The sequence below is a fragment of the Mesorhizobium sp. M6A.T.Ce.TU.016.01.1.1 genome, from assembly GCF_003997065.1.
Classification (GTDB): Bacteria; Pseudomonadota; Alphaproteobacteria; order Rhizobiales; family Rhizobiaceae; genus Mesorhizobium; species Mesorhizobium mediterraneum.
Genome location: NZ_RZTJ01000003.1, coordinates 357693 through 381619, shown reverse-complemented (window position 1 = coordinate 381619; position 23927 = coordinate 357693). Strand labels below are relative to the sequence as shown.

Genomic DNA, 23927 nt, shown 5'->3' with positions numbered 1-23927 from the left:
CTATCCTTTCACGGCGCCAAGCGACAGGCCTTCGACGAGATAGCGCTGCGCATAGAGGGCAAGTGCCAGCGTCGGCGTGATCGACAGCACGATCGCCGCCGAGATCTGGCCATACTGGATGCCGGAGGAGGTGATGAAAGCCAGCGCGCCGACCGTCACCGGCTGCTTGTCGGCCGAGGCGAGCACCAGCGCGAAGACGAAATTGTTCCAGGCGAAGATGAAAGCGAGCAGGCCGGCGGCCGCAATGCCCGGGCCGGCGAGCGGCAGCGCGATCTTACGGAAGGTGGCGAACCAGGAATGACCGGCAATGCGATAGGCGTATTCGATATCGGCCGGGATGTCCTCGAAATAGCCGCGCACGATCCACAGGATCAACGGCAGGCAGATCAGCTGATAGACCCAGATCAGCCCGATATAGGTGTTGGCCAGTCCAAGCTTCTGGAAATAGAGGGTCAGCGGCAGGAGCACCAGCAGCGCCGGCGCAAACCGGAACGACAGCAGCGTGAAGGCGATGTCTTCCGAGCCGCGAAACTTATGCCGCGCAAAGGCATAGGCCGCGGGAACGCCTAGCAGCAGCGCGACAGCGACCGAGGTGACCGACAGGAACACCGAATTCCAGAGGTTGCGCATGAAGGCGATGTCGAGCGTGCCGGCCGCCGTCGTCAGCTTTCCGGTGATCAGCGCAGTGTAGTTAGCCAGCGTCGGCTTGAAGACAAGCTGCGGCGGAATCCGCAGGATGGTCTCGTTCGTCTGGAACGACATCATGAAGATCCAGACGATCGGGAACATGAAGAAGATCACGACCAGCGTCAGTGCTATGCCGCGCAGGATGCGTTCGAGAAGCGAGGTGTGTTCCATCTCAGCCTCCTATGCCTGGCCGCGGGCGCGTTCGCGCAGGCGCAGCCAGTTCTTGATGAAAATATTCGACAGGAAATAGGTGATCGCCCACAGAATGATCATCAGCGCCGCCGAGCGGCCGACATTGGTCGATTGGAAGAAGTTGAGATACGCCTCGACCTGGAAGACGGTCAGCGTGTCGCCCGGACCGCCCTGCGTCATGGCATAGATGATGTCGAACTGCTGGATGGAATCCAGCAGGCGGAACAGCGTCGCCGTCAGGATGTAGGGCGTCAGCATCGGCAAGGTGATGCGGAAGAACACGAAACTCCTCGGCACGCCGTCAAGTGCTGCCGCCTCGAAGGGCTGCGTCGGCAGGCTGCGCAGGCCGGCAAGCAGCAGGATCATGATGAAGGGCGTGTAGACCCAGATGTCGACGAGGACCACTGTGAAAAGGGCGGTCGACGGCGACGAGGCCCAGCGGAAATCCTGCAGTCCGATCAGGCTGGCGAGATAGCTCAGCACGCCGAAGCCGGGATTGGTCATCAGCTTCCACATCAGCGCGGCAAGCGCCGGCGCCGTCATCAGCGGCATCAACAGCATGATCGAGATGAAGTTGTTCAGCGTCGAGCGCTTCTGCAGCAGCAGGGCGATGCCGAGACCGAGGAGCAGTTCGAGCAGGACGGTGATACCGGCATAGAGCAGCGATATCTCCAGCGTGTTCCAGAACCTCGGGTCAGTGAAAAAGGAGATATAATTGTCGCCCCAGTTGAACTGCCGCGCCCAGGGCTGGCTCAGCCGGTAGCGCTGGAACGAATAGACGACCGATGTGAAGAACGGGATCAGGATACCGATGCAGACGAGCAAAGCTGGCAGGCTGAGCACATAGGGCAGCACCCTCTTGCTGATCCTGAAGCCGGAAGGTCTGTTTCTTTGCATTGTCGCCGCAGTCATCGTGGCTCACCCGTCATCTCTGTTGCTTCGCCCTGCCGGCCGCCCAGGGAGCTAGGCGGCCGGTTGGGCGAGTGGCGGCACCGTCAGTGGTTGAGCATCGGATTTTCCCAAAACCGGTTTCCACTTTTGGGTCCGATGCTCCAGGCGTCGCTTCGCAGTGGAATGCTGACCCGCAAAGCGGGCCAGCCGTTCGCCAGGACTCAGCCGAGCCCGGCTTCCTTGAGCTGGCCGTCGACGCTGGTGGCAAGCATGTCGAGGCCTTCGTCGACCGGCACTTCCTTGGCCACCATCTTCTGCAGCGTCGCCGCCCATTCGGTGGTCAGATCGAAGAACAGCGGCTGCGGGGTGAACTTGATGCTGGCGCCCGGCGCCGAGACGTCGAACATCTCGACATAGCCCGGATAGCTTTTGTTGAGCTTCTCGCGGAACATCTCGTCCTTCCAGACCGACTGACGGACCGGATTGACGAAATCCATCTTGGTCGCGCCGAACAGCGCATGCTCGGGCCCTGATGCCCATTGCATGAAGTACCAGGTGGCGTCCTTGTCCTTCGAGAAATTGGACATCGACAGCGACCAGATCCAGATGTTGGGCGTCGGCGCCTTGGCGGCGGGATTGGCCTTGAAGGCGGAAAAGGCGAGCTTGCCGGCCATCTTGTTGTCGCCGCCGTTCATGAAGTAGCCGAGGATGTCGGCGTCGAAGATCATTGCCGAGGCGCCCGCACCGAGATCGGTGCCGACCTGATACCAGGTGTAGGTCGACCAGTCCTTGGGGCCGCTCTCCTGGATCATCTGGACCCACTGCTTGTGGAAAGCCTTGGATTCGGCGGTGTTCATCGCGGCCGACAATTTGCCGTCGGCCGAGACATTCAGGTCCTTCTGGTCAAAATTGGCGTAAGCCGACAGGAAGCCGGGATGGATCGTCGCCCAGGAGCGCGAGCCGCGCACGCCGATGCCGTAGACGCCGCCACCAACATCCTTGGTGAGCTTCGCCGCCGTAGCGACCATCTCGTCCATATTGCCGGGAACGCTGACGCCGACCTTGTCAAACATACCCTTGTTATAGGTGATGTTGTTCTGTTCGAAGCCCCACGGAATGCACCACTGCTTGGCGTCGTCGGAGCCGAGCACGCCGCCAGGCTGGCCGTTCCAGGCGCAGGACTTCCTGACACCGGGCAGAAAGTCGTCCCAGGCATAGTTCACGTTGGTCTTGGTCGGATCCTTGATCCACTCGTTGAGGTCGGTGATCCAGCCGGCCGGGCCGTAGGTCCAGGTCATGTAGGCGCCGGTCATGAAGGCATCGTATTCGGGCGAGCTGGCCGACAGCGCAGCGGTGACCTTGTCGAAATAGACGTCTTCTGGAAACACGTCATAGACGACTTCCATGCCGGTCAACTTCTTGAAGTTTTCGAGGTTGGCGATCATCGCATCCGCATAAGGATGCTTGTTGAGCAAGAGCTTGATGGTCTTGCCCTTGTGCGCCTGCCAGTCGAAATCCGCGGCGAGCGCGCGGGTCTGCCCCATATTGAGCAGCGTGCCGGCCGTGCCGGCGGCAAGGCCCATTGCGCCAAGGCCCTTGATCAGCCCACGACGATCGACTTGTCCGCGCAGGAACGCATCGATCAGGTCTTTTTCTTTCTCATGCATTTGTCTTCTCCTCCACAGGGTAGTTTCAATCGAATGGTTGCCGGCTACCCGACCGGCGTCTGCTCCACGAGTGATCGCGCCGTCCGCTCATCGGTGACCAAGCCCTTGAGATAGCGGCCCTCCAACACCGATTTGATGGCACGAACCTTCACCTTGCCGCCGGCAACGGCGACAATCCTGCGATTGCTGATGTCTTCGCGCGCCAGCGCCAGCGCCCGGTCGGAAAGCGTCGTCTCGACCGCTTTTCCAGCATCGTCGAAGAAATGGCCGAGCAATTCGCCGACGCCCCCCTTGCGGCGGATCTCCTCCATTTCGCCCTTCTCGATCATGCCGGTAGCGACCAGCGACGCCTCACGCTCGGCAGTGCCGATACCGGCAATGAGCAGGTCGGCGGCCTTGCCGAGATCGAAGACCTCGCTGATGCCCTTCTGCCCGAGCAGCACGGTTCGATCCTCGACCGTGTTGGCGAACATCGGCACCGGCATCACATAGGCTTCCGCGCCGGTCCGTTCGGCCAGACGGTGTATGACATCGTGCGGATTGGCCGAGAACTTGCGCGTCAGGCCGCCAAGCAGCGAGACGAAGCGGGTCTTTTCGGCCGATATCCGCGGCAGATACTCCACGCAAGCGGCGAGCGTGCGGCCATGACCGACGCCGATCAGCGTGTCCTCGCCGCGTTCGATCTCGCGCTTGAGAAACTGCGCGCCGGCGATACCGAGCGCCTTGAGGGGCAAGTCTTCGCCATCGAAGTCGGGAACGACCTCGCAGTAATCGAGGCCGTAGCGGCTGGACAACTCGTCTTCGAGCGCCACGCATTCCGACACTTCGCCGTCGATATAGACTTTGACCAACCCTTCCTGATTGGCCTTGGTGATGAGGCGATGCGCCTTGAGGCTGGTCAGGCCCAACCGCTTGGCGACCTCCGACTGGGTCAGGCCGCCAGCATAATGAAGCCAGGCGGCACGCGTCGCCATACTGGTTTCATCGTCGCGCAGGAGGCCGTTTCCAAAACCAACCATTTCCGCCCTAAGATATTTTTATCAGTTGGTGCAAAATTTTTCACAAGGCGTCGCCGGAGTCAAGCACTACGTGGTTGAAATCACGCTAAGCGGGCCAAAAAACCAGCCTTGGTCGCTGTAGAGCATCGGCAGCTCATTCACTCGAGCCCGGATTTAAAACGTTTGCAATCCAGCTGAAAACCATTACAAATGCTTCAAACACTCGATCCGGAGGAACGGTGCCGACCCGCGTCACCACGCTCAAGGAACTTGCAGCGCAACTCGACCTGTCGATCACCACGGTATCGCGGGCGCTTGCCGGCCATCAGCAGATCGCCTTGAAGACGCGCGAGCGCGTCACTGAAGCCGCGCGTCAGGCCGGCTACGTGCCCAACACGGCAGCCCGCACGCTGGTCTCAGGCCGCAGCGGCTTTGTCGGCATGGTGCTGCCGATCCGCGGCGCCAATCTGGTCGATTCCTTCCTCGGCGAATTCGTCACCGGGCTTGGAGAAGGGCTGGTTTCGCATGGCACCGACCTGATCCTCGCTGCTGTGGCGCAAGGCCAGTCGGAACTTTCCGTGCTTCGCCATGTTGTCGAATCCGGACGTGCCGATGGCGTCGTCGTCACCCGCATCGCGGAGGTCGACGAACGGCTCGCCTATCTGCGCCAACGCAATTTCCCGTTCGTCGCCCATGGCCGGCTGCTCGACACCGATTTTGCCTATAACTGGCTCGACACCGACGGCGCGCACGCCTTCGGCGAAGCCTTCGACATGCTCTACGATCTCGGGCACCGCCATTTCGGCCTGGTGACGATCGCCGAGCCGATGACGTTTCGCCATCTGCGGCAGGACGGGCTCGCCTCAGCGATCGCGCGCCGAGGCGATCCGTCGGTCAGGCTCGATGTGGCGACAGCGCCGCGCTTCGATCGCGGCGCCCGCATCCAGGCCATCAACCGGCTGTTGCATGCTGACGAGCGGCCGACGGCCATCGTCGCGCTGTTCGACGAACTGGCGCTCAGCGTCATGGAAGAGGCCACCCGCGCCGGCCTGACCGTCCCTCGCGACCTTTCCGTCATCGGCTTCGACAACATCGCCGCCTCGGCCTATGCGCCGCCAGGCCTCACCACATTCGATGCCTCGATCCGCCAGTGCGCGCGCGAGATCGGCGAGATGCTGTTGGCCGTCATCGGCGACGGGTCCGCCGCACCGCTGACGCGGCTGATCCGGCCGACCTTGGTTTCGCGGGCAAGCCATGGCCCAGCCCCACAGGACCGGCACCCATAGGAAAAAACTGACGCCGGGGCGGCGCACAACCAGTGAGGAAGACCACGATGAATGCGTTGAAGACATTGGCCGGCGCCGCACTCGCGCTGTCGATCGCGATCGGCGGCGCGCAGGCCCAGGTGCTGTTCTGGTCGACGCAGGCGCGGCCTGTGGAGGAGACACAGAAAATGCGCAGCGAAGTGCTGAAGGCATTTGACGGACAGGTCGACTACCAAGTCGCCGAGGACGGGCCCTGGCTCACCCGCCTCCAGGCCGAGCTGCAGGCCGGCTCCGGAACCATCGGCGTGCTCGGCGGGCTGCACGGAGACTTCTCCACAGTCGGCGCGGACCTTGTCGATCTGTCCGGCGTCGATGTCGGCGGTGTCAAGCTCAATGAAGACTACAAGAAGCTCGGCATGCTCGGCACAGGTGAACAGAAATATATGCCGTGGATGCAGGCCACCTTCCTGATGGCGGCCAACAAGCAGGCGCTGCAATATCTGCCGGCAGGAACCGATCTCAACACCATCACCTATGACCAGTTGATCGAATGGGCGAAGAACATAGCCGAGAAGACCGGCTCGCCGAAATTCGGCTTCCCGGCCGGACCGAAGGGGCTAAAGCACCGTTTCTTCGAGGGCTTCCTTTATCCGTCCTACACCGGCTCGATGGTGACCAAGTTCCGCTCGGCGGAGGCCGAGACCGCGTGGAACAAGTTCAAGGAATTGTGGCAGTACACCAACCCGAATTCAACCAACTATGCCTTCATGCAGGAGCCACTGCTGACCGGTGAAGTGTGGGTGGCGTTCGACCACGTGGCGCGGCTTGCTGATGCCTTCAACCAGAGACCCGACGAGTTCGTCGCCTTCCCGGCGCCGGCCGGCCCTGCGGGTCGCGGATACATGCCGGTGGTCGCCGGCGTCGCCATTCCGAAGACCTCGCCGGACGTGGACAAGGCCAACGCACTGGTCGCCTACATGCTGAAGCCTGAAACACAGATCGCGACGCTCAAGGCCACCAACTTCTTCCCCGTGGTCGACGTCAAGCTGCCCGACGACATGCCGGCCTCTGTGAAAGCCTTTGGCCCGGTGATCGCCACCATGACCGGCGCTCCGGATGCGCTGCCGGCGCTGCTGCCAATGGGGCTCGGCGATCTCGGCGGCAAGTTCAACCAGGTCTACACAGACAGTTTCGAGCGCATCGTGCTCGGCGGCCAGGATGTGCGTGGCGTGCTCGAGGAACAGGCGACGGCGCTCAAGGCGCTCATCGACCAGTCCAAGGCACCGTGCTGGGCGCCCGACAAGCCATCCGAAGGCGCCTGCCCGGTCGACTAGAATCCTCCCGAGGGGCGTCCGGAACCTGTTGCGCTCCGGGCGCCCACCCTTTCATACGCCGCACCGAGAACACACCATGCACGGCAAGGCCCTGCCCTATCTGCTGCTGATGCCGGCGACGCTGTTTCTGTGCGTCTTCTTCCTCTACCCGTTCGCGCTGGTCGCCTTTGAGGCTTTCACCCGCGATGGCGGCTTCACGCTGGACAATTTTCGCACCATGACCGGCAACTGGAAATTCCCGGTCGCATTCTGGAACACAATCCTGCTCGCAGCTATCGTCGTACCGATCCAGCTGGTCATGGCGCTGTTGATGGCCACGGTGGTGTCCAGGCTCGAAACCGGGCGGGGCGCGGCGCTCTACATCTTCGCCATTCCGCTCGGCATCTCCGATCTCGCCGCCGGGCTGATCTGGCTGGCCATCTTCGACCAGTCGGGCTTCCTCAACACGCTGCTGTCGAACCTTGGCCTCGTCGACAGGCCTGTCATGTTTCTCGGCTACCAGAGCAAGCTGACCATCTTCGTCGCCGTGGTGCTGGCCGAGATCTGGCGCGCGACCGCAATCATGATGGTCATCCTGGTCGCTGGCATGGGGCTCATCCCGCGGGAATATCACGAGGCAGCCGAGGTCTTTGGCGCGAGCCCGTGGAAGCGCTTCGTCAAGATCACGCTCCCCTTGCTGCGTCCCAGCCTGCAGACGGCGATCATCCTGCGTGTCATCCTCGCCTTCGAGGTTTTCGCCGTGGTGGCGGCGCTCGGCGGCACCAATTTTCCGGTGCTGATGGGTGAGACCTACAACTGGCAATTCTCGTTGCAGGACCGCAACGTTGCCGCCGCTTTCGCGCTGCTCATCCTCGCCATCTCAGTCGGGCTCACGCTGTTCTTCCTGCGAGTGCTGCGCGTGCCGAAGGAAGCACGCATATGAGCGCCGTCGCAGAGATGCCAATCGCCGCGCCCGCGGCCCGTAAGGCCGGCAACTGGCTGCTGGTCGCCACCGTCATCCTGCTCTCCGTCTGGGTGCTGCTGCCGATCTATCTTCTGATAGTCAACGCCTTGTCGTCGCCGGAAGAGGTCACTGCCTTTCCGAAACGCTTCTTCCCTTCCTTCGATTTCGGCAGCCTGTCTTTCTTCATCAATTTCGCCGGCGTCGGCAGGGCGCTGTGGAACTCGGTCCTCGTCGCCACGCTGACGATGATCCTCTCGATCGGCTTCGGCGCGCCCGCCGGCTACGCGCTGTCGCGCTTCGATTTTCCGGGCAAGGGCACGTTCCGTTTCCTGGTGCTGATGACCCGCGCCTTTCCGCTGCCGCTGCTGGCGCTGCCACTTGCGGTGATGTTCATCCGCACCGGCCTCGACGACACCGCCATCGGGCTGGCGCTGGTCCACACCACGCTGGCGCTGCCCTTCGCGGTGCTGATCACCTTTTCACTGTTCTCAGGCATTCCGGTAGAGCTCGAGGAAGCGGCTTGGACGCTCGGCTGCACTCGCCTACAGGCTTTTCGCAAAGTCATCCTGCCGCTGGCACTGCCCGGCATCGCGGCCTCGGCGGTCTTTGCCTTCACCATCTCCTGGAACGAGGTGTTTGCCGCCGCCGTGCTCACCATAGAGAACCGGACGCTGACCGCTTTCCTGCTGCAGAGCCTCGGCGAGTCGCCGCTCTATCTCAAATTCGCCGGTGGGGCGGCACTGGTCATCCCGGCGCTGATCTTCATCTTCGCCGTCCGCAAATACTTGTTCGCCATGTGGGGGATCGCCAACCGATGACGCGCGAGAGGGAGAAAGCCGATGGCTGAGATCGCTATAAAACAAGTGGCCAGACGCTTCGGCGGCTTCACCGCGCTGCATTCGATCGACCTCATCATCGCCGACCAGGAATTCATGGTCCTGCTCGGCGCCTCGGGCTGCGGCAAGACGACATTGCTCAGGATCGTCGCCGGATTGGAAACGCCGAGCCAGGGTGAGGTCTGGATTGGCGGCCGTCGTGTCGACCATCTGCCGCCGCGCGACCGCGGCATCGCCATGGTGTTCCAGAACTATGCGGTCTTCCCGCATCTGACCGTATTCGAGAACATCGCTTTCGGTTTGCGCATGAAGAAATTGCCGCAGCAAGAGGTCGAGCGCCGCGTCACCCGCACCGCCGAGCTCATGCATATCGAGCAATTGCTGAAACGCTATTCGGGCCAGCTTTCCGGCGGCCAGCGCCAGCGTGTAGCGGTGGCGCGCGCTCTCGCCATGGAGCCCGACGTCATCCTGATGGACGAGCCGCTGTCCAACCTCGACGCGCTGCTCCGGCTCGAAATGCGCGCCGAGCTCAAGGGCGTGCTCGCTGCATCGAAGACCACCACCATCTATGTCACTCACGATCAGGTCGAGGCGATGAGCCTCGCCGACCGCATCGCCGTCATGCATCAGGGCCGTATCGTCCAGGCCGCCTCGCCGGTCGAGGTCTATCGCAACCCGGCCGCGCGCTTCGTCGGCTCCTTCATCGGCAATCCGCCGATGAATTTCATCCCCGCGACGAAGACTGCGAACGGAAGCTGGACCGTCGCCGGCCTGACGCTGCCCGGCCCGAAATCGGACAAGCACAAAATTGAATTCGCCATTCGCCCCGAAGATGTCGACGCAGGTGACGAGGGGCTGCATGCCACCGTGCGCGTCGTCGAGCCGCTCGGTCCGCACACGCTGGTCACCTGCGATGTCGAGGGTGGGCTGTTTCGCGCCATCCTCGAATCGAGCGCCGCGATCGCCGTCGGCGACCACCTGCGACTTGCGCCCAAAGCCGATCGCATCCGCTGGTTCGACCCTGAAACCACCAACGCCCTTTGATCCCGCCAACGCCCTTCAATCTGCCAACGCCCTTCAATCCCGAAAGTACGAACGCTTCAATGATCTCTCTTGCCGTCAACGAAACCATCGCCCGTGCCGTCGAGGTGCTCAGGGAAAACGACCACGGCGACTACACCATCCCGACCAAGGGCCTCTATCCGTTCCAGTGGAACTGGGATTCCTGCCTGACTGCGCTCGGTCTTGCCCACTATGACGAGGCGCGCGCCTGGACCGAGATCGAGACGCTGTTCGCCCATCAATGGCCGGATGGCATGGTGCCGCATATCGTCTTCCATGTCCTGAACGACAGCTATTTCCCCGGGCCGGAGGTCTGGAGGACCAACCGCCCGACTGCCACCTCCGGCATCACCCAGCCGGCGGTGGCGGGCTTTGCCGTGCGCCGTCTGTTCGACCGGGCCAAGGATAAGAAACTGGCGGCCGAGCGCGCCCGCGCGCTGCTGCCGAAAATCGACGCCTGGCATCGCTGGTTCTACGAAAACCGCGATCCAAGGGGCGAAGGATTGGTCGCAATCATTCATCCATGGGAGTCCGGCCGCGACAACTCGATCGACTGGGACGACGCCTTCGAGCGGGTGCCGACCGAAGGCGTCGAGGCCTACACACGCCGCGACACCCTGCATGCCGACCCGGCGCACCGGCCGACCAAGGCGCAATATGACCGCTACCTTTGGCTGCTGCAGCATTTTCGCGCACTTGGCTGGGACAATGCAAAGCTGCACGATGCCTCACCCTTCCAGATCGTCGATCCCGGCTTCAACGCCATCCTGATCCGCTCAGCGGCCGACCTTGCCGATCTCGCCGAGACGCTTGGCGAAATGGAGATCGCAAAAGCCAATCGCGCCCGCGCCGAAAAAGGGCTTTTGGCGATGGAGCGGCTGTGGAGCGATGCGCACGGCCAATATCTCTGCCTCGACCGCGTCATCGGAAAGCTCGTCGACAGCGCTTCGGTGGGCGGCATCCTGCCGGTCTTCTCGGCCATCCCGAAACCCCGTATCGCTGCAATCGCCGCCACCATCGAGCGTATCGCCGGCAAGGCACGCTATATCGTCCCGTCGCACGACCTCGATGATCCGCGCTTCGACGCCAAGCGCTATTGGCGCGGGCCGGTCTGGCTGGTGGTCAACTACATGATCGCCGACGGCCTTGCCGCCTCTGGCCACACGCAGGTTGCGCAGCGGATCACGCGGTCGAGCGTCGACCTGATCGCCGAGAGCGGCTTTGCCGAATATTACGACCCGCTCAGCGGCGAACCGCTCGGCGGCGGCCGTTTCACCTGGACGGCGGCAATGGTGATCGAGTTCCTGAAGAGTGAGAGATGAGTTAAATGGGGTTCTTGCCAAAGACCCCATTTCAGCGTGCCGTCCAGAATGGTCGAGCGGATGTTGTCGCCGACCTGCATTGCGGCCCCCATAGGTTTGACAAATAGCAGGCCGCGCCTATGGTCGACCTGTTACAGGAGCGACGCATGGCGAAAACAACCGGCTGTATTTTTGGCGGGTTTTCCGCTCGTTTGCCGGACGACAGAAATCGGCTGCCGTCGCTTTCGCGGCCTTCATCCACAACTCTCCCGGCCGCATCGAAGCGTCCGGGTCATTCGTTTCCTTGAGCCTCATGCCCCAGAGAATTGCCGAGCTTCTGTCGCGGCTGGAAAAGCGGCTGGACAGATCCGCGATTGTCTCGGCCGAAGAGGCCGGACCGCGCTATCAGGAAGACCCGGACGGCAAGGACGGCGCCCCGCCGGCGATCGTCCTGCGTCCGCGCACGGCCGGCGAAGTGTCCGACATTCTGCGCCTGTGCAATGAGGTCGGGCAGCGGCTTGTCGTCCAGGGCGGCCGGACCGGGCTTGCCGGTGCGGCGCGCATTCAGCCCGGCGAAGCGGTGCTGTCGCTGGAGCGCATGACGGCGATCGAGGCGCCCGACCGCGAAGCGGCGACGATCATCGCCGGGGCCGGCGCGCCGCTGCAAATGGTGCAGGAAGCGGCCGACGCGGCCGGCTTGCTGTTCGGCGTCGACATCGGCGCGCGCGGCACGGCCACGGTCGGCGGTAATGTCGCCACCAATGCCGGCGGCATCCGCGTGCTGCGCTACGGCATGTACCGCGCGCAGGTGCTCGGCCTCGAGGCCGTGCTTGCCGACGGCAGCGTCCTGACCTCGCTCAAGGGCTTGCCCAAGGATAATTCCGGCTATGACCTCAACCAGCTCTTCATCGGCAGCGAAGGCACGCTCGGCGTCATCACGCGCGCCTGCCTGCGGCTGCACCCAAAGCCGGCCACCGAGGTCAATGCCTTCTGCGCGCTCGCCTCGCTGGATGCGGCGATCGCGCTGCTCGGGCTGCTCAGGCAGAAGCTCGGACCGTTGCTCTCGGCCTATGAGGTCAATTTCGCGCCGCTCTACGGCGCCATGGTCGCCGGCATGGACGCGCCGGCGCCGCTGCCGGTCGGCTCGCCCGTCTATATGCTCGCCGAGATACAGGGCAACGAGCCCGATCGCGACGGCGACCGTTTTGCCGCCGTGCTGATGCATGCGATCGAGGACGGCGTCATCGATGACGTGGTCGTCTCGCAGTCGCCGCGCGAATTCCGCGCGCTCTGGGCGGTGCGAGAGGACGCCAATCGTTTTCTGTTTTCGATGAAAGGCCTGATCGGGGTCGACATCAGCATACCGCTGGCCAGGATGGGGGCTTTCCTGCAGGATGCGGAAGCCGCGATCCGGGCTGTCGACCCCATCGCCGACATCTATGTCTTCGGTCATCTCGGTGATGGCAATCTGCACTATCAGGTTCGCACCGTGGATCCGGCTGCGACGTATGACATCGTCTATCGTGGCGTCGCTGCCGCCGGCGGCGGTGTCTCGGCCGAGCACGGCATCGGCCTCGACAAGAAGCAGTGGCTGCACCTGGCGCGCAGCGACGCCGAGATCGCGGCCATGCGGCGCTTGAAAGCGGCGTTCGACCCTAACAATATCCTCAATGCCGGGCGGGTCTTCGATCTCGCGCCAGCGGATACCGCATCGGCCCGAAAATCGGAATCGATTTTCGGAAAGCACGATGCGTAGATACAAAATATCGCACGACGGAGTGCTCCGATGACGGCCGCTCAGAAAGCCAGACCGGCGAATGCGGTTCCGGCCAGCCTCGACGATCGCTATGCGCTCGAACGCGGCCGCATCCTGGTCTCGGGCACGCAGGCGCTGGTGCGGCTGCCGCTTGTCCAGCGCCAGCGTGACCTTGCCGCCGGCCTCAACACGGCCGGCTATGTCTCGGGCTATCGCGGCTCGCCGCTGGCCGGTTTCGACCGCGAGATGCAGCGCGCCGGCAAATATCTCAGGGCAAACCACGTCGTCTTCCATCCCGGCCTCAACGAGGACATGGCCGCGACCGCCGTCTGGGGCACGCAGCAGACCGGCGTGTTCGCGGGTTCGCGCTATGATGGCGTGTTTTCCATGTGGTACGGCAAGGGTCCCGGTGTCGACCGGACCATGGACGTCATCCGTCATGCCAACGCCGTCGGCACCAACCGACATGGCGGCGTGCTGCTGCTGGTCGGCGACGATCACGGCGCCGTCTCGTCAACGCTGCCGCACCAGAGCGAGCACAATCTGATCTCGGCCATGGTGCCGCTGCTGTCGCCGGGTGGCGTCGGCGAATATATCGACTACGGCCTGCTCGGCTGGGCGATGAGCCGTTATTCCGGCGCCTGGATCGGCTTCAAGTGCCAGACCGAGATCGTCGAATGCACGGCGACCGTCGACGTCGATCCGGCGCGGCTTGGTATCGTTACACCAGAGCTGCCACTCCCCGCCGACGGCCTGTCGCTGCGCTGGCCGGATGGCCCGCATGCGATGGAGCGCCGCATCGAGCACAAGATGGCGGCGGTGCATGCCTTTGCCCGTGCCAACGGCATCGACCGCATCGTGCATGGCAGCGGCAAGGCGCGGCTCGGCATCGTCTCGACCGGCAAGTCATGGCTCGATCTGCTTGGCGCGCTGTCGGCGCTCGGGATCGACGAGCGGCGCGCGGCCGAACTCGGCATCCGGCTGTACAAGGTCGGCATGGTCTGGCCGCTCGAGCCGGAGGGGCTAAAGGCCTTTTCGCAAGGGCTGGAGGAAATCCTCGTCGTCGAGGAGAAGCGGCCGGTGCTCGAGGACCAGATCAAGGCGCTGCTGTTCAACGCACCGGATCGCCCGCGCGTCTTCGGCAAGATGGACGAGCGCGGCGCGCCGCTGCTGCCTTCCATCGGCGAGATCAGCGCCGTTTCGGTCGCCCGCGCCATCGTCTCGCGGCTCGGCGCGCCGGACGCGGAGCTTGGCCTGCATCTGAAGACAATCGAGGCCGTCGCGGCGTCAGGACCCGGCGAGGTGATCGCGCTCAAGCGCGATCCCTATTTCTGCTCCGGCTGCCCACACTCGATCTCCACGGTGGTGCCCGATGGCAGCCGCGCCTCTACCGGCATCGGCTGCCACATGATGGTCATCGGCATGGAGCGCGAAACCTCCACCTTCACCCAGATGGGCGGCGAAGGGGGCTCATGGATCGGCCTGTCACCCTTCACCGACGAGAAGCACATTTTCGTCAATATGGGCGACGGCACCTATTTCCATTCCGGACTGCTGGCCATTCGCGCGGCGATCGCCGCCAAGGTCAGCGCCACCTACAAGATCCTCTACAATGACGCGGTCGCCATGACAGGCGGCCAGCGCCATGACGGCGAGGTTTCCGTGCCCTCCATCGTCGAGCAGACGCTGGCCGAGGGGGCAAAGCGCGTGGTCGTCGTGTCCGAAAAACCCGAAGCATGGGCGGGTGTCCTGCCGCGGTCCGTGACTATTCACCATCGCGACGAGCTCGACGCCGCGCAGCGCGCGCTGCGCGACATCGAGGGTGTTACGGTGTTGGTCTTCGACCAGGTCTGCGCCGCCGAAAAGCGCCGCCGCCGCAAGCGCGGCGCCTATCCGGTCTCGCCAAAACGGGCCTTCATCAACGAGCTGGTCTGCGAAGGCTGCGGCGATTGTTCCGCCGTTTCCAACTGCATTTCGATCGAGCCCGAGGAGACCGAGTTCGGCCGCAAGCGGAGGATCAACCAGTCGAGCTGCAACACCGACCTGTCCTGCATCAAGGGCTTTTGCCCGAGCTTCGTGACGGTGGAAGGCGGCACGATCCGCAAGCCGAAGGCGCGTGCGGTGACGGCTGGTTCCGATCAATTGCCAATTCCGGCTCTGGCGGCGCTCGACCGCCCCTACAACATGCTGCTGGCCGGCATTGGCGGCACCGGCGTCATCACGGTCAGCGCCATCCTGTCCCAAGCGGCGCATCTCGACGGGCTCGGCCTGCTGACGCTCGACCAGACCGGGCTGGCGCAGAAGAATGGCGCGGTGATCTCGCATATCAGGCTGGCGCGCGACCCCGACTTGCTCAACACGGTCAGGATCGGCCCAGGCGAGGCCGATCTGGTGCTTGGCTTCGACATCGTCGTCTCTGCGTCCGCGACATCGCTCTCGACCTTTGCGCATGGCCGCACAAGAGCCGTGCTCGACGATCATTTCGCGCCGACCGCCTCCTTCGTGCAGAACACCGCGATCGACTTCCGCCAGGAAGCGACGCTGAAGCAAATGCGCCGGGCAGCCGGCGAGGAGGCGGTTACGCTGGTTTCGGCGACGAAGCTTGGCCTGGCGCTGATGGGCGACGCCATTGCCGCCAACATGTTCCTGCTCGGCAATGCCTGGCAGCGCGGACTGGTGCCGATCAGCCTGACATCAATCGACAGAGCGATCGAGATGAACGGCGCGGGCGTAGCCATGAACCGCGCCGCCTTTGACTGGGGCCGCCGCGCGGCGATCGACCTTGCGGCGGTGCTGAATACGGCGCAGACAGGCAGCGCCGAGGCGACGAAGCCAGAGACGCTCGACGCCATGGTTGCGCGCCGGATGGCATTCCTGACCGATTACCAGAATGCTGCCTACGCAAACCGCTACCGCAAGCTGGTGGAGACTGCCCGCGCGGCCGAAGCCGGGACCTCAGCCGGCTCCGAGGATTTTGCCAAAGCCGTGGCGGTCGGGGCCTTCAAGCTGATGGCCTACAAGGATGAATATGAGGTGGCGCGGCTACATCGCGATCAATCCTTCAGGAAAAAACTGGCCGAGCAGTTCGAGGGCGATTTCAGGATCAGGCATCATCTCGCGCCGCCAATGATTTCGCGCATCGACCCACGCACCGGCCATCCCGGCAAGATCGCTTTCGGCACCTGGATCAACCCGGTCTTCGCCATGCTGGCATGGCTGAAGGGTTTGCGCGGAACGCGCTTCGATCCGTTTGGACGCACGCAGGAGCGGCGGATGGAACGGCGCATGGTTGCCGACTATGAAGGGCTGATCTCAGGCCTTTCGGCGCGGCTGACGCCGTGCAATCATGCCGTGGCGACCGAGCTTGCCCGGCTGCCGGAAGAGGTGCGCGGCTTCGGCCACGTCAAGATGGCGGCGGTCGAACGTTTCGAGACAAAGAAGAAAGCGCTGCTGGCAAAATTGGGCAGGGAAAGCCGGTTGGAGACGGCGGCGTGACTATTCCGCTCTCGGAATCACCAGCGCATCGAGAACGCAGACCCCCTTCTCGAACACCACGACCGGATTGAGGTCGACGGCCTCGATCAGGTGTCCATAGCGACCGGCGAAATCTGACAGCGCCAAGATCGTCTCGACCAGCGCTTGCCTGTCGGCTTGCGGCGCACCGCGATAGCCCTCGAGCAGAGGGCCTAGTCGTGTCCGATCGATCAGCGCCTCGGCCGACTTGCAATCGATCGGCAGCAGATCGAATGCGGCGTCCTTGACCAGCTCGACAAGAACGCCGCCGATGCCGACGACGATACCGAGGCCGAACGGCTCGTGCCGGATGAGGCCGACCAGCACTTCGACGCCGCGCCCGGCCATTTCCTGCACCACCACGCCACGCAGTTCCGCATCCGGTGCGTAGGCCCCGGCATTTTGCATGATCGCCGTGAAGGCTTCGGCAGCTTCGGCTGCACTGCCTATGCCGAGCTGCACGCCGCCGGCTTCGGTCTTGTGGAGAATGTCAGGCGATTCGATTTTCAGCACGATCGGAAAGCCGATCGCCTCTGCAGCCTCGCCTGCCTCTTGCGCCGTTACCGCCTGACGCTCGCGCGTCACTCTCAGACCGTTCTCGGCCAGCAACTGCTTGGCCTCCCGCTCGGTCAGCTTCTTGCCGGCAGCAAGACGCTTTGCCCACGGATCGTTTTCGCCAGCCGGTTCGATCGCCGGGGCGTTCGGTATCGTGGCGCCGGTCGCGTCCAGCAGCCGCCGCACGGCACGCAGCGCAGCACGTGTGCCGTTGAGCACCGGCACGCCGGCAAGCCCGTCCCGGACCACGGGATGGTGTCCGGAGGAGAGATTGCTCATGAAGATGACGGGAACGGTCGCATCCTTTGCGTAAGCGGCAACGGCGTCGGCAATGCCGACATATTCGGCAGCGCCGCCGGCACCGAGGCCGACAGGCGCGTCTTGCGCGGCGACGATCAGGCCGACGGCGGGATCCTGCGCCAAGATGTCGAGCACGCGGCGATAGATCGCGCCATCGGCGAAAACCACGCCCGTGGTGTCGACCGGGTTCTGCGGCGTGGCGAAGGGCGGCAGCAAGGCCTTCAGCCGCGCGATGGTGTGTTGTGAAAACTCCGGGAGGTCGATGCCGACCTGGTCGGCGATGTCGGAGACATGGGCGACACCGCCACCGCTGACCCCAACGACCGCGACGCCCCCGCGCGTTGGCCTGGCCTTCAGCGACAGGCAGAGCGCGGCGGTCTCGACGAACTCGTCCATGTCGGCGACCTCGATCACGCCGGTCCGCCGGAAGAAGGCTTCATAGGCCTCGTTGGCGGCGGCGAGCGAACCGGTATGCGCGGCGGCGGCTTCTGCGCCTTTGCTGGACTTGCCGGCGCGCAGGGCAATCACTTGCTTTCCGGCGGCATGCACCGCCTGCATCGCCGAGGTGAAGGCGGCGGGATCGCGGATCGCTTCCACGACAAGTCCGATGACGCGCGTCGCCTCATCGTCGGCGAGATAAGAAAGAAAGTTGGGAAGATCGGTCGCCGCGCTATTACCCGACGATATGATGTGGCTCAAGCCGAAGCGTCCGGTGTTGGCGAGCGCTATGGCGCTGGCACCGGAATGCGACAGGATGGCGAGCTGGCCTTTCCTGAGATTGGGCGACAGCGTCGAGGAGTAAAGAGCCGCACCGCTTTGCAGATTGAACAGGCCGAGGCAGTTCGGCCCGCAAATCGCCATGCCGTATTTTCGCGCGATCCCGACCAGCGCCTGCTGGCGCGCTTTGCCCTCGTCGTCGGTTTCGGCAAAGCCGCTGGCAAGCACGACAGCCGCCTTGACGCCGGCCTTGCCGGCTTCTTCAAGCGAACTCAGAACGTGAGCCGAGCCGATGCCAATCACCGCCACGTCCGCCGGCGCATCGAGCCGGTCGAGCGACGGAATGGCCGGAATGCCGAACACCTTTTCGGCCTTCGGATGCACGGGGATGATGGTGCCGGAGAATCCGAACGCCATCAAATTGCGCATGACGTAGCTCGACGACGCGTCAGCCCGTTCCGTAGCACCGATGACGGCGACCGAACGCGGCGCCATCAGCGCCCGCATCGCCTCATGCGAAGCGGCGAGGCCGGTCACGGCTCAGTCGAGGCCCTTGAACGGACCGTCACGGAAAGCGAGATATTCCTTGAGGCTCATCTTGGCGAGGTTGGCCATCCATTCACGGCCTTGCTTGGTGACATGCAGTGCTGCGATCGCCTCGATATTGTATTGGAAGGACGGCAGCAGCCCGGCCACCATCTGCTGGTTGTTGATCGACGCCTTGGTGAACTTCAGCGCCGGAACCGGCATGCGCGCCAGCTTGCGGGCGAGGTTTTCCGTCTTTTCCTTCAACTGATCGGCCGGCACGATCCGGTTGATCAGATGCATGCGCAGCGCCTCCTCGGCGTCGACAAGGTCGCCCGTATACATCAGCCAACGCACGTCGCGCGTGGCGAGCAGCCAAGGCATCATCAGCGCCGGCGGCCCGGAATTGTGGCGCACCTCAGGCTCGCCGAATTTCGCATTGTCGGCGGCGATCGCCAGGTCGCAGCACATCATCAGTTCCAGCGCACCGGCCAGCGCATAGCCGTTGACCGACGCGATGACCGGGATCGGCGCGCGCCAGATGTTGAGCAGCGCTTCAGCGTTCTCGCCCATGTCCTCGCGCCAGAAATCGATGTCGACATCGAAGTCGCCGCCCTGCAGATCGTAGCCGGAGGAGAAGGCACGGCCGGCGCCGGTGATCACCAGCGCGTTGATATCAGGATCGGCAACGGCGGCGGCGAGTGCCTTGTCGATCTCGCGGATCACCGTCTTGTTCATCGCATTGAGCTTGTCGGGACGATTGATGGTGATCGTCGCGAACTTGTCGGTCGCGTCCTTCTCGTAAAGGATCGTCTCGTAGGTGGCCTGCTCGCTCATGCGGTTCTCCTGGTATTTTCGGCAGTCGGAAATCGGAGGTCGGTGAAGCCGGGCTGAGAGTTGACCTTGTCTACGCGGCCATGCGCTTCAGCCGCGCATGCGCCACGGCGATGCGAGCGGCGAGCTCGGCGTTGTTGCGGACCAGCGCGATATTGGCCTTCAGGCTGCGGCCTTGCGAAAGCTCGTTGATGCGGGCGAGCAGGAACGGCGTCAATTCCTTGCGTCCGATGCCGCGTTGTTCGGCTTCCGCCACAGCCGCAGCGATCGTGCCGTCGATGAAGGCCGGATCGAGCGCATCCACTTCCGGAATTGGATTGGCAACGAGGATGCCGGTGCCCGAGCCGATCTGCTCGTGCAGCAGCATGGCCCCAGCAATCTCCTCCGGCGTGTCGAGGCGATGATCGGCTTTCAGTCCGCTGGAGCGCGTATAGAAGGCCGGAAAATCATCGCTCTGATAGGCGATCACCGGCACGCGCTGGGTCTCCAGATATTCCAGCGTTTTTGCCATATCGAGGATCGATTTCACGCCGGCGCAGACGACGGTCGTGCCGGTCTGCCCGAGTTCGGTCAGGTCGGCCGAGATATCGAAAGTGGCCTCGGCGCCGCGATGCACGCCGCCGACGCCGCCCGTCGCGAAAATGCCGATGCCTGCCAATGCAGCGATCCGCATCGTCGCCGAGACCGTGGTGCCGGCCGATCCGCCGCCCACCATGATTGCCGCGAGGTCGCGCCCGGATGCCTTGACCACGTCTTTTGCCGCTGCCAGCTTTTCCAACTCAGTGTCGTCGAGCCCGACCTTGATCTTGCCCGCAACCACCGCGATCGTGGCGGGCACAGCACCGTTCTCGCGCACCACGGTTTCAACACCGCGCGCGGTCTCCAGGTTGGCCGGATAGGGCATGCCGTGGGTGATGATAGTCGATTCCAGCGCCACCACTGCGCGGCCTTCCCGGAGTGCTGCCGCGACTTCGTCGTTCAGGTGAAGGAGGGAAGTTTTCATCGTCGTCTCGCTTTCAGGGTCGTCTCGCTTTCAAGCGGGAATGCGGTACATGCCGGCGGTGAGGAAGCGCGGCGACAGATCGGGATGAACGCTGGATTCACTCTCGGTGGTCAGCGTGGCGAGCAGCGCGCCGGTGCGCGCTGCGTGGGGCACGGGATCGCCCGAAAGCACCTTGTACATGGTGCCGGCAATCATCGCATCGCCGGCGCCGGTGATGTCGACGGCCCGCGCTGGCACGGAGCGCATCGTCGCCACGCCGCTCTCGGTCGCCACAGCAAATCCATGCGCGCCCATGGTCACGATGACCTCGGCAGCACCTGCCGCGCGCAAGGCCGCCGCAGCGTCTTTCGGCTTCAGCCGCTTGTCGGCATCGGTGATGCCAAGCATGGTGTTGGCCTCGTCGTGATTGGTGAACAACAGGTCGATGCCGGTCAGGTCCTTCGGCAGGCGTGCCGATTTCGGCGACGACACCGTGTCGACGGCGAGCTTGAAACGCGCGCCCTGCTTGCGTGACATCAGCGCTGCGATCGTCGCGGCCGGCAGGTTGCAGTCGATGAACACCCAAGTCGCCGAAGCCAGATGCGGCCAGAAGCGATCGAGATAGGATGGTGAAAACAGATCGAAAATCTCCATGTCGGCGATGCCGAGCACGAGATCGTTGTTAAGATCGAGGATGGCCGCGTATTCGGCCGTCGGCCGCTCCGTTGTGGTGATCACCTGGCTGACGTCGGCGCCGAGATCGCGCAGATGCCGCACCAGCGAGCGGCCGGTCTCGTCATCGCCGACAATCGAGACGAAGCTGACGTCGACGCCGAGGCGGACAAGGTTCTCGGCGACGTTGCGGGCGACCCCGCCGAAGCTGCGATAGCCGTCGACCGGGTTCGACGTCTCGAAGATCAGATCCTTCTTGGCGTGGTACTTGCGGTCCAGGACCGCGCCGCCGATGCAGATCATGCGCTTGGAAGCCGGCAACACATAGCCGCGGCCGAGAATGTAGCCCTTGTTGACGAGCTGCACGATGTGGGCCGCGACGGTCGAACGGGCAATGCCGAGCGCGGTCGCTATGTCCTGCTGGCCGGCGAACGGGTTCGCCGCGATGAGGTCCAGAACCGCTTGTTCCTGTGCTCCAAGGTCGTCCATAGTCTCACCCGGCCCGTCCAATTCGTAGCTGAACATTTTCGATATGGACAACAACAGATGATCTTGTCAACATTCGTTTGTAGCTATAACGTCCATCAAACCGGCGTTTCCCCGGCTTCTCTCGAAGCGGGGACAAGGCACAAGAGAAGGCACAGCGATGCGCATGCGAGATCATCCGCCCTGCCCGCTTTCACTGCTTCAACACCCTGAAGCGGCCATGCCTGGTTTTCGCCTTCTGCGTTTGACATTTCCAACAGGAAGGTGATCGCGATCATGCAGCCTGCGCCTCAAGTCGAAGCAACAGATCAAGCCGAAGCAACAGATCAGGGAATTCCCGTCGTCGATGTCGGGCCTTTCATTCGCAGCGAGGCCGGCGCCGGCGCTGTCGTTAGGGCTATCGAGACCGCCTGCCGGACCACCGGCTTCTTTCTGGTCACCGGCCATGGCGTGTCGCCCGAGAGGACGATGCGGCTCTATAATCTGGCGCGCGCCTTCTTCGATCTTCCCGAGGACTACAAGCGCAGCCATGGGCGCGGAACCGGCCTGAACGGCGGCGTCGCGTTCTCGCCGATCGCCGACGAGGCGCTGGCTGCCACCAAGGGCATCAAGACACCCGGCGACTACAAGGAAAGCCTGAATTTCGGCCTGCGCCTCAATGGCGACACCTGGCCGGACCAGCCCGAAGGTATCGAGAGCGCCTTTCGCGATTACTTTTTAGAGATGGAGACGCTGGCGAGACATTTACGCCGCATCTTCTGCCAGGCGATCGGCCTCGAGCCCGACTATTTCGAGCCGGCCTTCGAGAACCATCTGTCGGCGCTCCGGGTCATCAACTATCCAGAGCAGGACGTGGATCCCCTGCCCGGCCAGCTTCGCGCCGGCGTTCACAGCGATTACGGCTTCATGACCATCCTGCGTTCGGAAGCCTCGTCCGGCGGCTTGCAGGTGCAGACCCGCGACGGCCGCTGGCTCGATGCGCCGTCGATCGACGGCGCCTATGTCGTCAACATCGCCGACGCCTTCATGCGCTGGAGCAATGACGAATGGGTCTCGACGCCGCACCGCGTCGCCAATCCGCCGCGCAACAGGAAAGGCAGTTCGCGCCGTCAGTCGATCCCTTTCTTCGTCAATCCCAGCAAGGAGACGCTGATCTCCTGCCTGGAGCCGTTCTGCACCGACGGCAAGCAGGCCAAGTATGAGCCGATCACCTATGGAGACTATATCGAGCTGAAGACCAGACAGGCTTTCGGCCGCTGAACGATGGAGGGCTTCGGCCGTCCCAAAGAACGAATTGATTCAAAAAAATCAACAAGGGGAATTGTGATGACGAAACTGACCAGACGACAGACGCTTGCCGGAATGGGCGCGCTCGGCGCCGCCGGGCTCATTGGGATGCCTGCCATCGCCCAGGAAAAGACGCTGATCGTGCCGACGCTCGGCGGCGTCTGGGAACAGTTCTGGCGCTCGACCATCGCACCGGCCTTCGAGAAGGCCTCCGGCGCCAAGGTGACGCTCGATGTCGGCAATGGCCGCGTCTTCGGCGCCAATTTGCGTGCCGCCGGCGTCGACAAGCCGCCCTACTCTATCATCATGACCAATGAGGTGTTCGCGTCCGGCCTGCGCAAGGAGGGCTTCTTCGAAAAACTCGATCTGGCCAAGCTGCCGAATTACAACGACCTCTATCCGCTGGCCAAGATCGCCGACGGTTTCGGCGCCACCGGCGCCATTTCGCCGATCGGCATCGGCTACCGCACCGATCTGGTTCAGACGCCGCCCAAGGCCTGGAAGGACCTGTGGAGCAACGAGGAGTTCAAGGGCAGGATCGGCCTCTACAATTTCGCCAACAGCGCCGGCAAGATGGAGCTGCTGCTGGCTTCGAAGATCTTCGGCAAGGACCAGTACGATGTCGATGCCGGCTTTGACGCCCTCGCCAAGCTCGGCCAGGTGATCCAGGTCGATTTCAATCTTTCCACGGCTTTGTCCTCAGGCGAAATCGTCGTCGCACCGTTCGATTTCGGCGAGATCGCGCGGCTGCGCAAGCAGGGCCTGCCGGTCGAATGCGTCGTTCCCGAGGAAGGCATGTTCATGTTCGACCAGACGGTCTCGATCCTGGCCAATGGACCGGAAAAGGAGCTGGCCTATCAATATGCTGACTTCCTGCTGTCACCGGAAATCCAGATGCTGATGGCGAAGGAATTCTTCGTGTCGCCGACCAACTCGAAGGTGATCATTCCGGACGACCTCAAGGCGGATGTGCCGGTCTCGGGCGAGGCAATGACCAAGATCCTCACCTGGGACTGGGATTTCGTCAACGAGAAGCAGGGCGAGCTGGCCGAGCGCTGGGCCAAGACGATCCTTTAAAGATCGAGATGGCGCGTCTCGCTTTCGGGGCGCGCCTCCCGCCAGCC

The 23927-nt window shown here is 63.4% G+C and carries 19 protein-coding genes; 10 read left to right on the top strand and 9 right to left on the bottom strand.

Features of this window, described 5'->3' with window-relative positions; genetic code table 11:
- The 4 genes from EOC94_RS07990 to EOC94_RS07975 all read right to left on the bottom strand — a co-directional run bounded on the left by EOC94_RS07990 (window position 1) and on the right by EOC94_RS07975 (window position 4456).
- Window positions 1-858, bottom strand: a complete 858-nt coding sequence (locus tag EOC94_RS07990; protein WP_127203673.1) for a carbohydrate ABC transporter permease — start codon at window positions 856-858, stop codon at window positions 1-3.
- A gap of 9 nt (window positions 859-867) precedes the next feature.
- Entirely contained in the window at window positions 868-1791 is a 924-nt protein-coding gene (locus EOC94_RS07985; protein ID WP_126103401.1) for a sugar ABC transporter permease, read from the bottom strand.
- Between the two features lie 200 nt (window positions 1792-1991).
- Window positions 1992-3437 (bottom strand): extracellular solute-binding protein, encoded by a 1446-nt coding sequence (locus EOC94_RS07980; protein ID WP_127203671.1) that lies wholly within the window; start codon window positions 3435-3437, stop codon window positions 1992-1994.
- 44 nt (window positions 3438-3481) lie between these two features.
- On the bottom strand, window positions 3482-4456 hold the full coding sequence (locus EOC94_RS07975) for a sugar-binding transcriptional regulator (RefSeq protein WP_127289599.1): 975 nt from the start codon (window positions 4454-4456) through the stop codon (window positions 3482-3484).
- Window positions 4457-4674: 218 nt separating this feature from the next.
- Here EOC94_RS07975 and EOC94_RS07970 point away from each other — a divergent pair, with 218 nt between their 5' ends.
- From EOC94_RS07970 to EOC94_RS07930, 8 genes are all read left to right on the top strand, one after another.
- Entirely contained in the window at window positions 4675-5721 is a 1047-nt protein-coding gene (locus EOC94_RS07970) for a substrate-binding domain-containing protein (RefSeq protein ID WP_127289597.1), read from the top strand.
- Between the two features lie 47 nt (window positions 5722-5768).
- Window positions 5769-7034, top strand: a complete 1266-nt coding sequence (locus EOC94_RS07965; protein WP_127289595.1) for an ABC transporter substrate-binding protein — start codon at window positions 5769-5771, stop codon at window positions 7032-7034.
- 76 nt (window positions 7035-7110) lie between these two features.
- Window positions 7111-7956, top strand: a complete 846-nt coding sequence (locus EOC94_RS07960) for a sugar ABC transporter permease (protein ID WP_126103405.1) — start codon at window positions 7111-7113, stop codon at window positions 7954-7956.
- A complete protein-coding gene (locus tag EOC94_RS07955) occupies window positions 7953-8795 on the top strand; it encodes a carbohydrate ABC transporter permease (RefSeq protein WP_126103406.1) in 843 nt (280 codons plus the stop codon). Before EOC94_RS07960 ends, EOC94_RS07955 begins: the two co-directional genes overlap by 4 nt.
- 21 nt (window positions 8796-8816) lie before the next feature.
- Complete coding sequence (locus EOC94_RS07950; protein WP_127289593.1) at window positions 8817-9857, top strand: ABC transporter ATP-binding protein; 1041 nt, start codon at window positions 8817-8819, stop codon at window positions 9855-9857.
- Window positions 9858-9916: 59 nt separating this feature from the next.
- A complete protein-coding gene (locus EOC94_RS07945; RefSeq protein ID WP_127289591.1) occupies window positions 9917-11197 on the top strand; it encodes a trehalase family glycosidase in 1281 nt (426 codons plus the stop codon).
- Between the two features lie 292 nt (window positions 11198-11489).
- Window positions 11490-12932: an FAD-binding oxidoreductase gene (locus tag EOC94_RS07935; RefSeq protein WP_127289589.1), complete on the top strand. Its 1443-nt coding sequence runs from the start codon at window positions 11490-11492 to the stop codon at window positions 12930-12932.
- A gap of 30 nt (window positions 12933-12962) precedes the next feature.
- Window positions 12963-16427, top strand: coding sequence for an indolepyruvate ferredoxin oxidoreductase family protein (locus tag EOC94_RS07930; RefSeq protein WP_127289587.1), 3465 nt, complete (start codon window positions 12963-12965; stop codon window positions 16425-16427).
- On the opposite strand, the gene EOC94_RS07925 is transcribed toward EOC94_RS07930, so the two are convergent.
- The 5 genes from EOC94_RS07925 to EOC94_RS07905 all read right to left on the bottom strand — a co-directional run bounded on the left by EOC94_RS07925 (window position 16428) and on the right by EOC94_RS07905 (window position 21794).
- Window positions 16428-18554 carry an acetate--CoA ligase gene (locus EOC94_RS07925; protein ID WP_127289585.1) on the bottom strand — a complete coding sequence of 709 codons (2127 nt, stop codon included), beginning with the start codon at window positions 18552-18554 and terminating at the stop codon, window positions 16428-16430. It lies immediately after the preceding gene.
- A 3-nt stretch (window positions 18555-18557) separates the two neighbouring features.
- Window positions 18558-19379 (bottom strand): enoyl-CoA hydratase/isomerase family protein, encoded by an 822-nt coding sequence (locus EOC94_RS07920; protein ID WP_127203660.1) that lies wholly within the window; start codon window positions 19377-19379, stop codon window positions 18558-18560.
- 70 nt (window positions 19380-19449) lie between these two features.
- Window positions 19450-20379, bottom strand: a complete 930-nt coding sequence (locus EOC94_RS07915; RefSeq protein ID WP_127289583.1) for a pseudouridine-5'-phosphate glycosidase — start codon at window positions 20377-20379, stop codon at window positions 19450-19452.
- A 30-nt stretch (window positions 20380-20409) separates the two neighbouring features.
- Window positions 20410-21570 (bottom strand): carbohydrate kinase, encoded by a 1161-nt coding sequence (locus EOC94_RS07910; protein ID WP_245329780.1) that lies wholly within the window; start codon window positions 21568-21570, stop codon window positions 20410-20412.
- 44 nt (window positions 21571-21614) lie between these two features.
- Window positions 21615-21794 (bottom strand): hypothetical protein, encoded by a 180-nt coding sequence (locus EOC94_RS07905; RefSeq protein WP_126103414.1) that lies wholly within the window; start codon window positions 21792-21794, stop codon window positions 21615-21617.
- Between EOC94_RS07905 and EOC94_RS07900 the strand changes: the two genes are divergently transcribed.
- Both EOC94_RS07900 and EOC94_RS07895 read left to right on the top strand, forming a co-directional pair.
- Window positions 21793-22776: a 2-oxoglutarate and iron-dependent oxygenase domain-containing protein gene (locus tag EOC94_RS07900; protein ID WP_127289581.1), complete on the top strand. Its 984-nt coding sequence runs from the start codon at window positions 21793-21795 to the stop codon at window positions 22774-22776. The genes EOC94_RS07905 and EOC94_RS07900 overlap by 2 nt on opposite strands.
- A gap of 66 nt (window positions 22777-22842) precedes the next feature.
- Window positions 22843-23880, top strand: a complete 1038-nt coding sequence (locus EOC94_RS07895; protein WP_127289579.1) for an ABC transporter substrate-binding protein — start codon at window positions 22843-22845, stop codon at window positions 23878-23880.
- Window positions 23881-23927: the final 47 nt, after the last annotated feature.

Coding starts and splice junctions, on each gene's coding strand:
- EOC94_RS07895 (WP_127289579.1), top strand. CDS start 22,843: ATGACGAAACTGACCAGACGACAGACGCTTGCCGGAATGGGCGCGCTC.
- EOC94_RS07930 (WP_127289587.1), top strand. CDS start 12,963: ATGACGGCCGCTCAGAAAGCCAGACCGGCGAATGCGGTTCCGGCCAGC.
- EOC94_RS07980 (WP_127203671.1), bottom strand. CDS start 3,437: ATGCATGAGAAAGAAAAAGACCTGATCGATGCGTTCCTGCGCGGACAA.
- EOC94_RS07950 (WP_127289593.1), top strand. CDS start 8,817: ATGGCTGAGATCGCTATAAAACAAGTGGCCAGACGCTTCGGCGGCTTC.
- EOC94_RS07920 (WP_127203660.1), bottom strand. CDS start 19,379: ATGAGCGAGCAGGCCACCTACGAGACGATCCTTTACGAGAAGGACGCG.
- EOC94_RS07975 (WP_127289599.1), bottom strand. CDS start 4,456: ATGGTTGGTTTTGGAAACGGCCTCCTGCGCGACGATGAAACCAGTATG.
- EOC94_RS07935 (WP_127289589.1), top strand. CDS start 11,490: ATGCCCCAGAGAATTGCCGAGCTTCTGTCGCGGCTGGAAAAGCGGCTG.
- EOC94_RS07990 (WP_127203673.1), bottom strand. CDS start 858: ATGGAACACACCTCGCTTCTCGAACGCATCCTGCGCGGCATAGCACTG.
- EOC94_RS07945 (WP_127289591.1), top strand. CDS start 9,917: ATGATCTCTCTTGCCGTCAACGAAACCATCGCCCGTGCCGTCGAGGTG.
- EOC94_RS07965 (WP_127289595.1), top strand. CDS start 5,769: ATGAATGCGTTGAAGACATTGGCCGGCGCCGCACTCGCGCTGTCGATC.
- EOC94_RS07905 (WP_126103414.1), bottom strand. CDS start 21,794: ATGATCGCGATCACCTTCCTGTTGGAAATGTCAAACGCAGAAGGCGAA.
- EOC94_RS07915 (WP_127289583.1), bottom strand. CDS start 20,379: ATGAAAACTTCCCTCCTTCACCTGAACGACGAAGTCGCGGCAGCACTC.
- EOC94_RS07900 (WP_127289581.1), top strand. CDS start 21,793: ATGCAGCCTGCGCCTCAAGTCGAAGCAACAGATCAAGCCGAAGCAACA.
- EOC94_RS07985 (WP_126103401.1), bottom strand. CDS start 1,791: ATGACTGCGGCGACAATGCAAAGAAACAGACCTTCCGGCTTCAGGATC.
- EOC94_RS07960 (WP_126103405.1), top strand. CDS start 7,111: ATGCACGGCAAGGCCCTGCCCTATCTGCTGCTGATGCCGGCGACGCTG.
- EOC94_RS07955 (WP_126103406.1), top strand. CDS start 7,953: ATGAGCGCCGTCGCAGAGATGCCAATCGCCGCGCCCGCGGCCCGTAAG.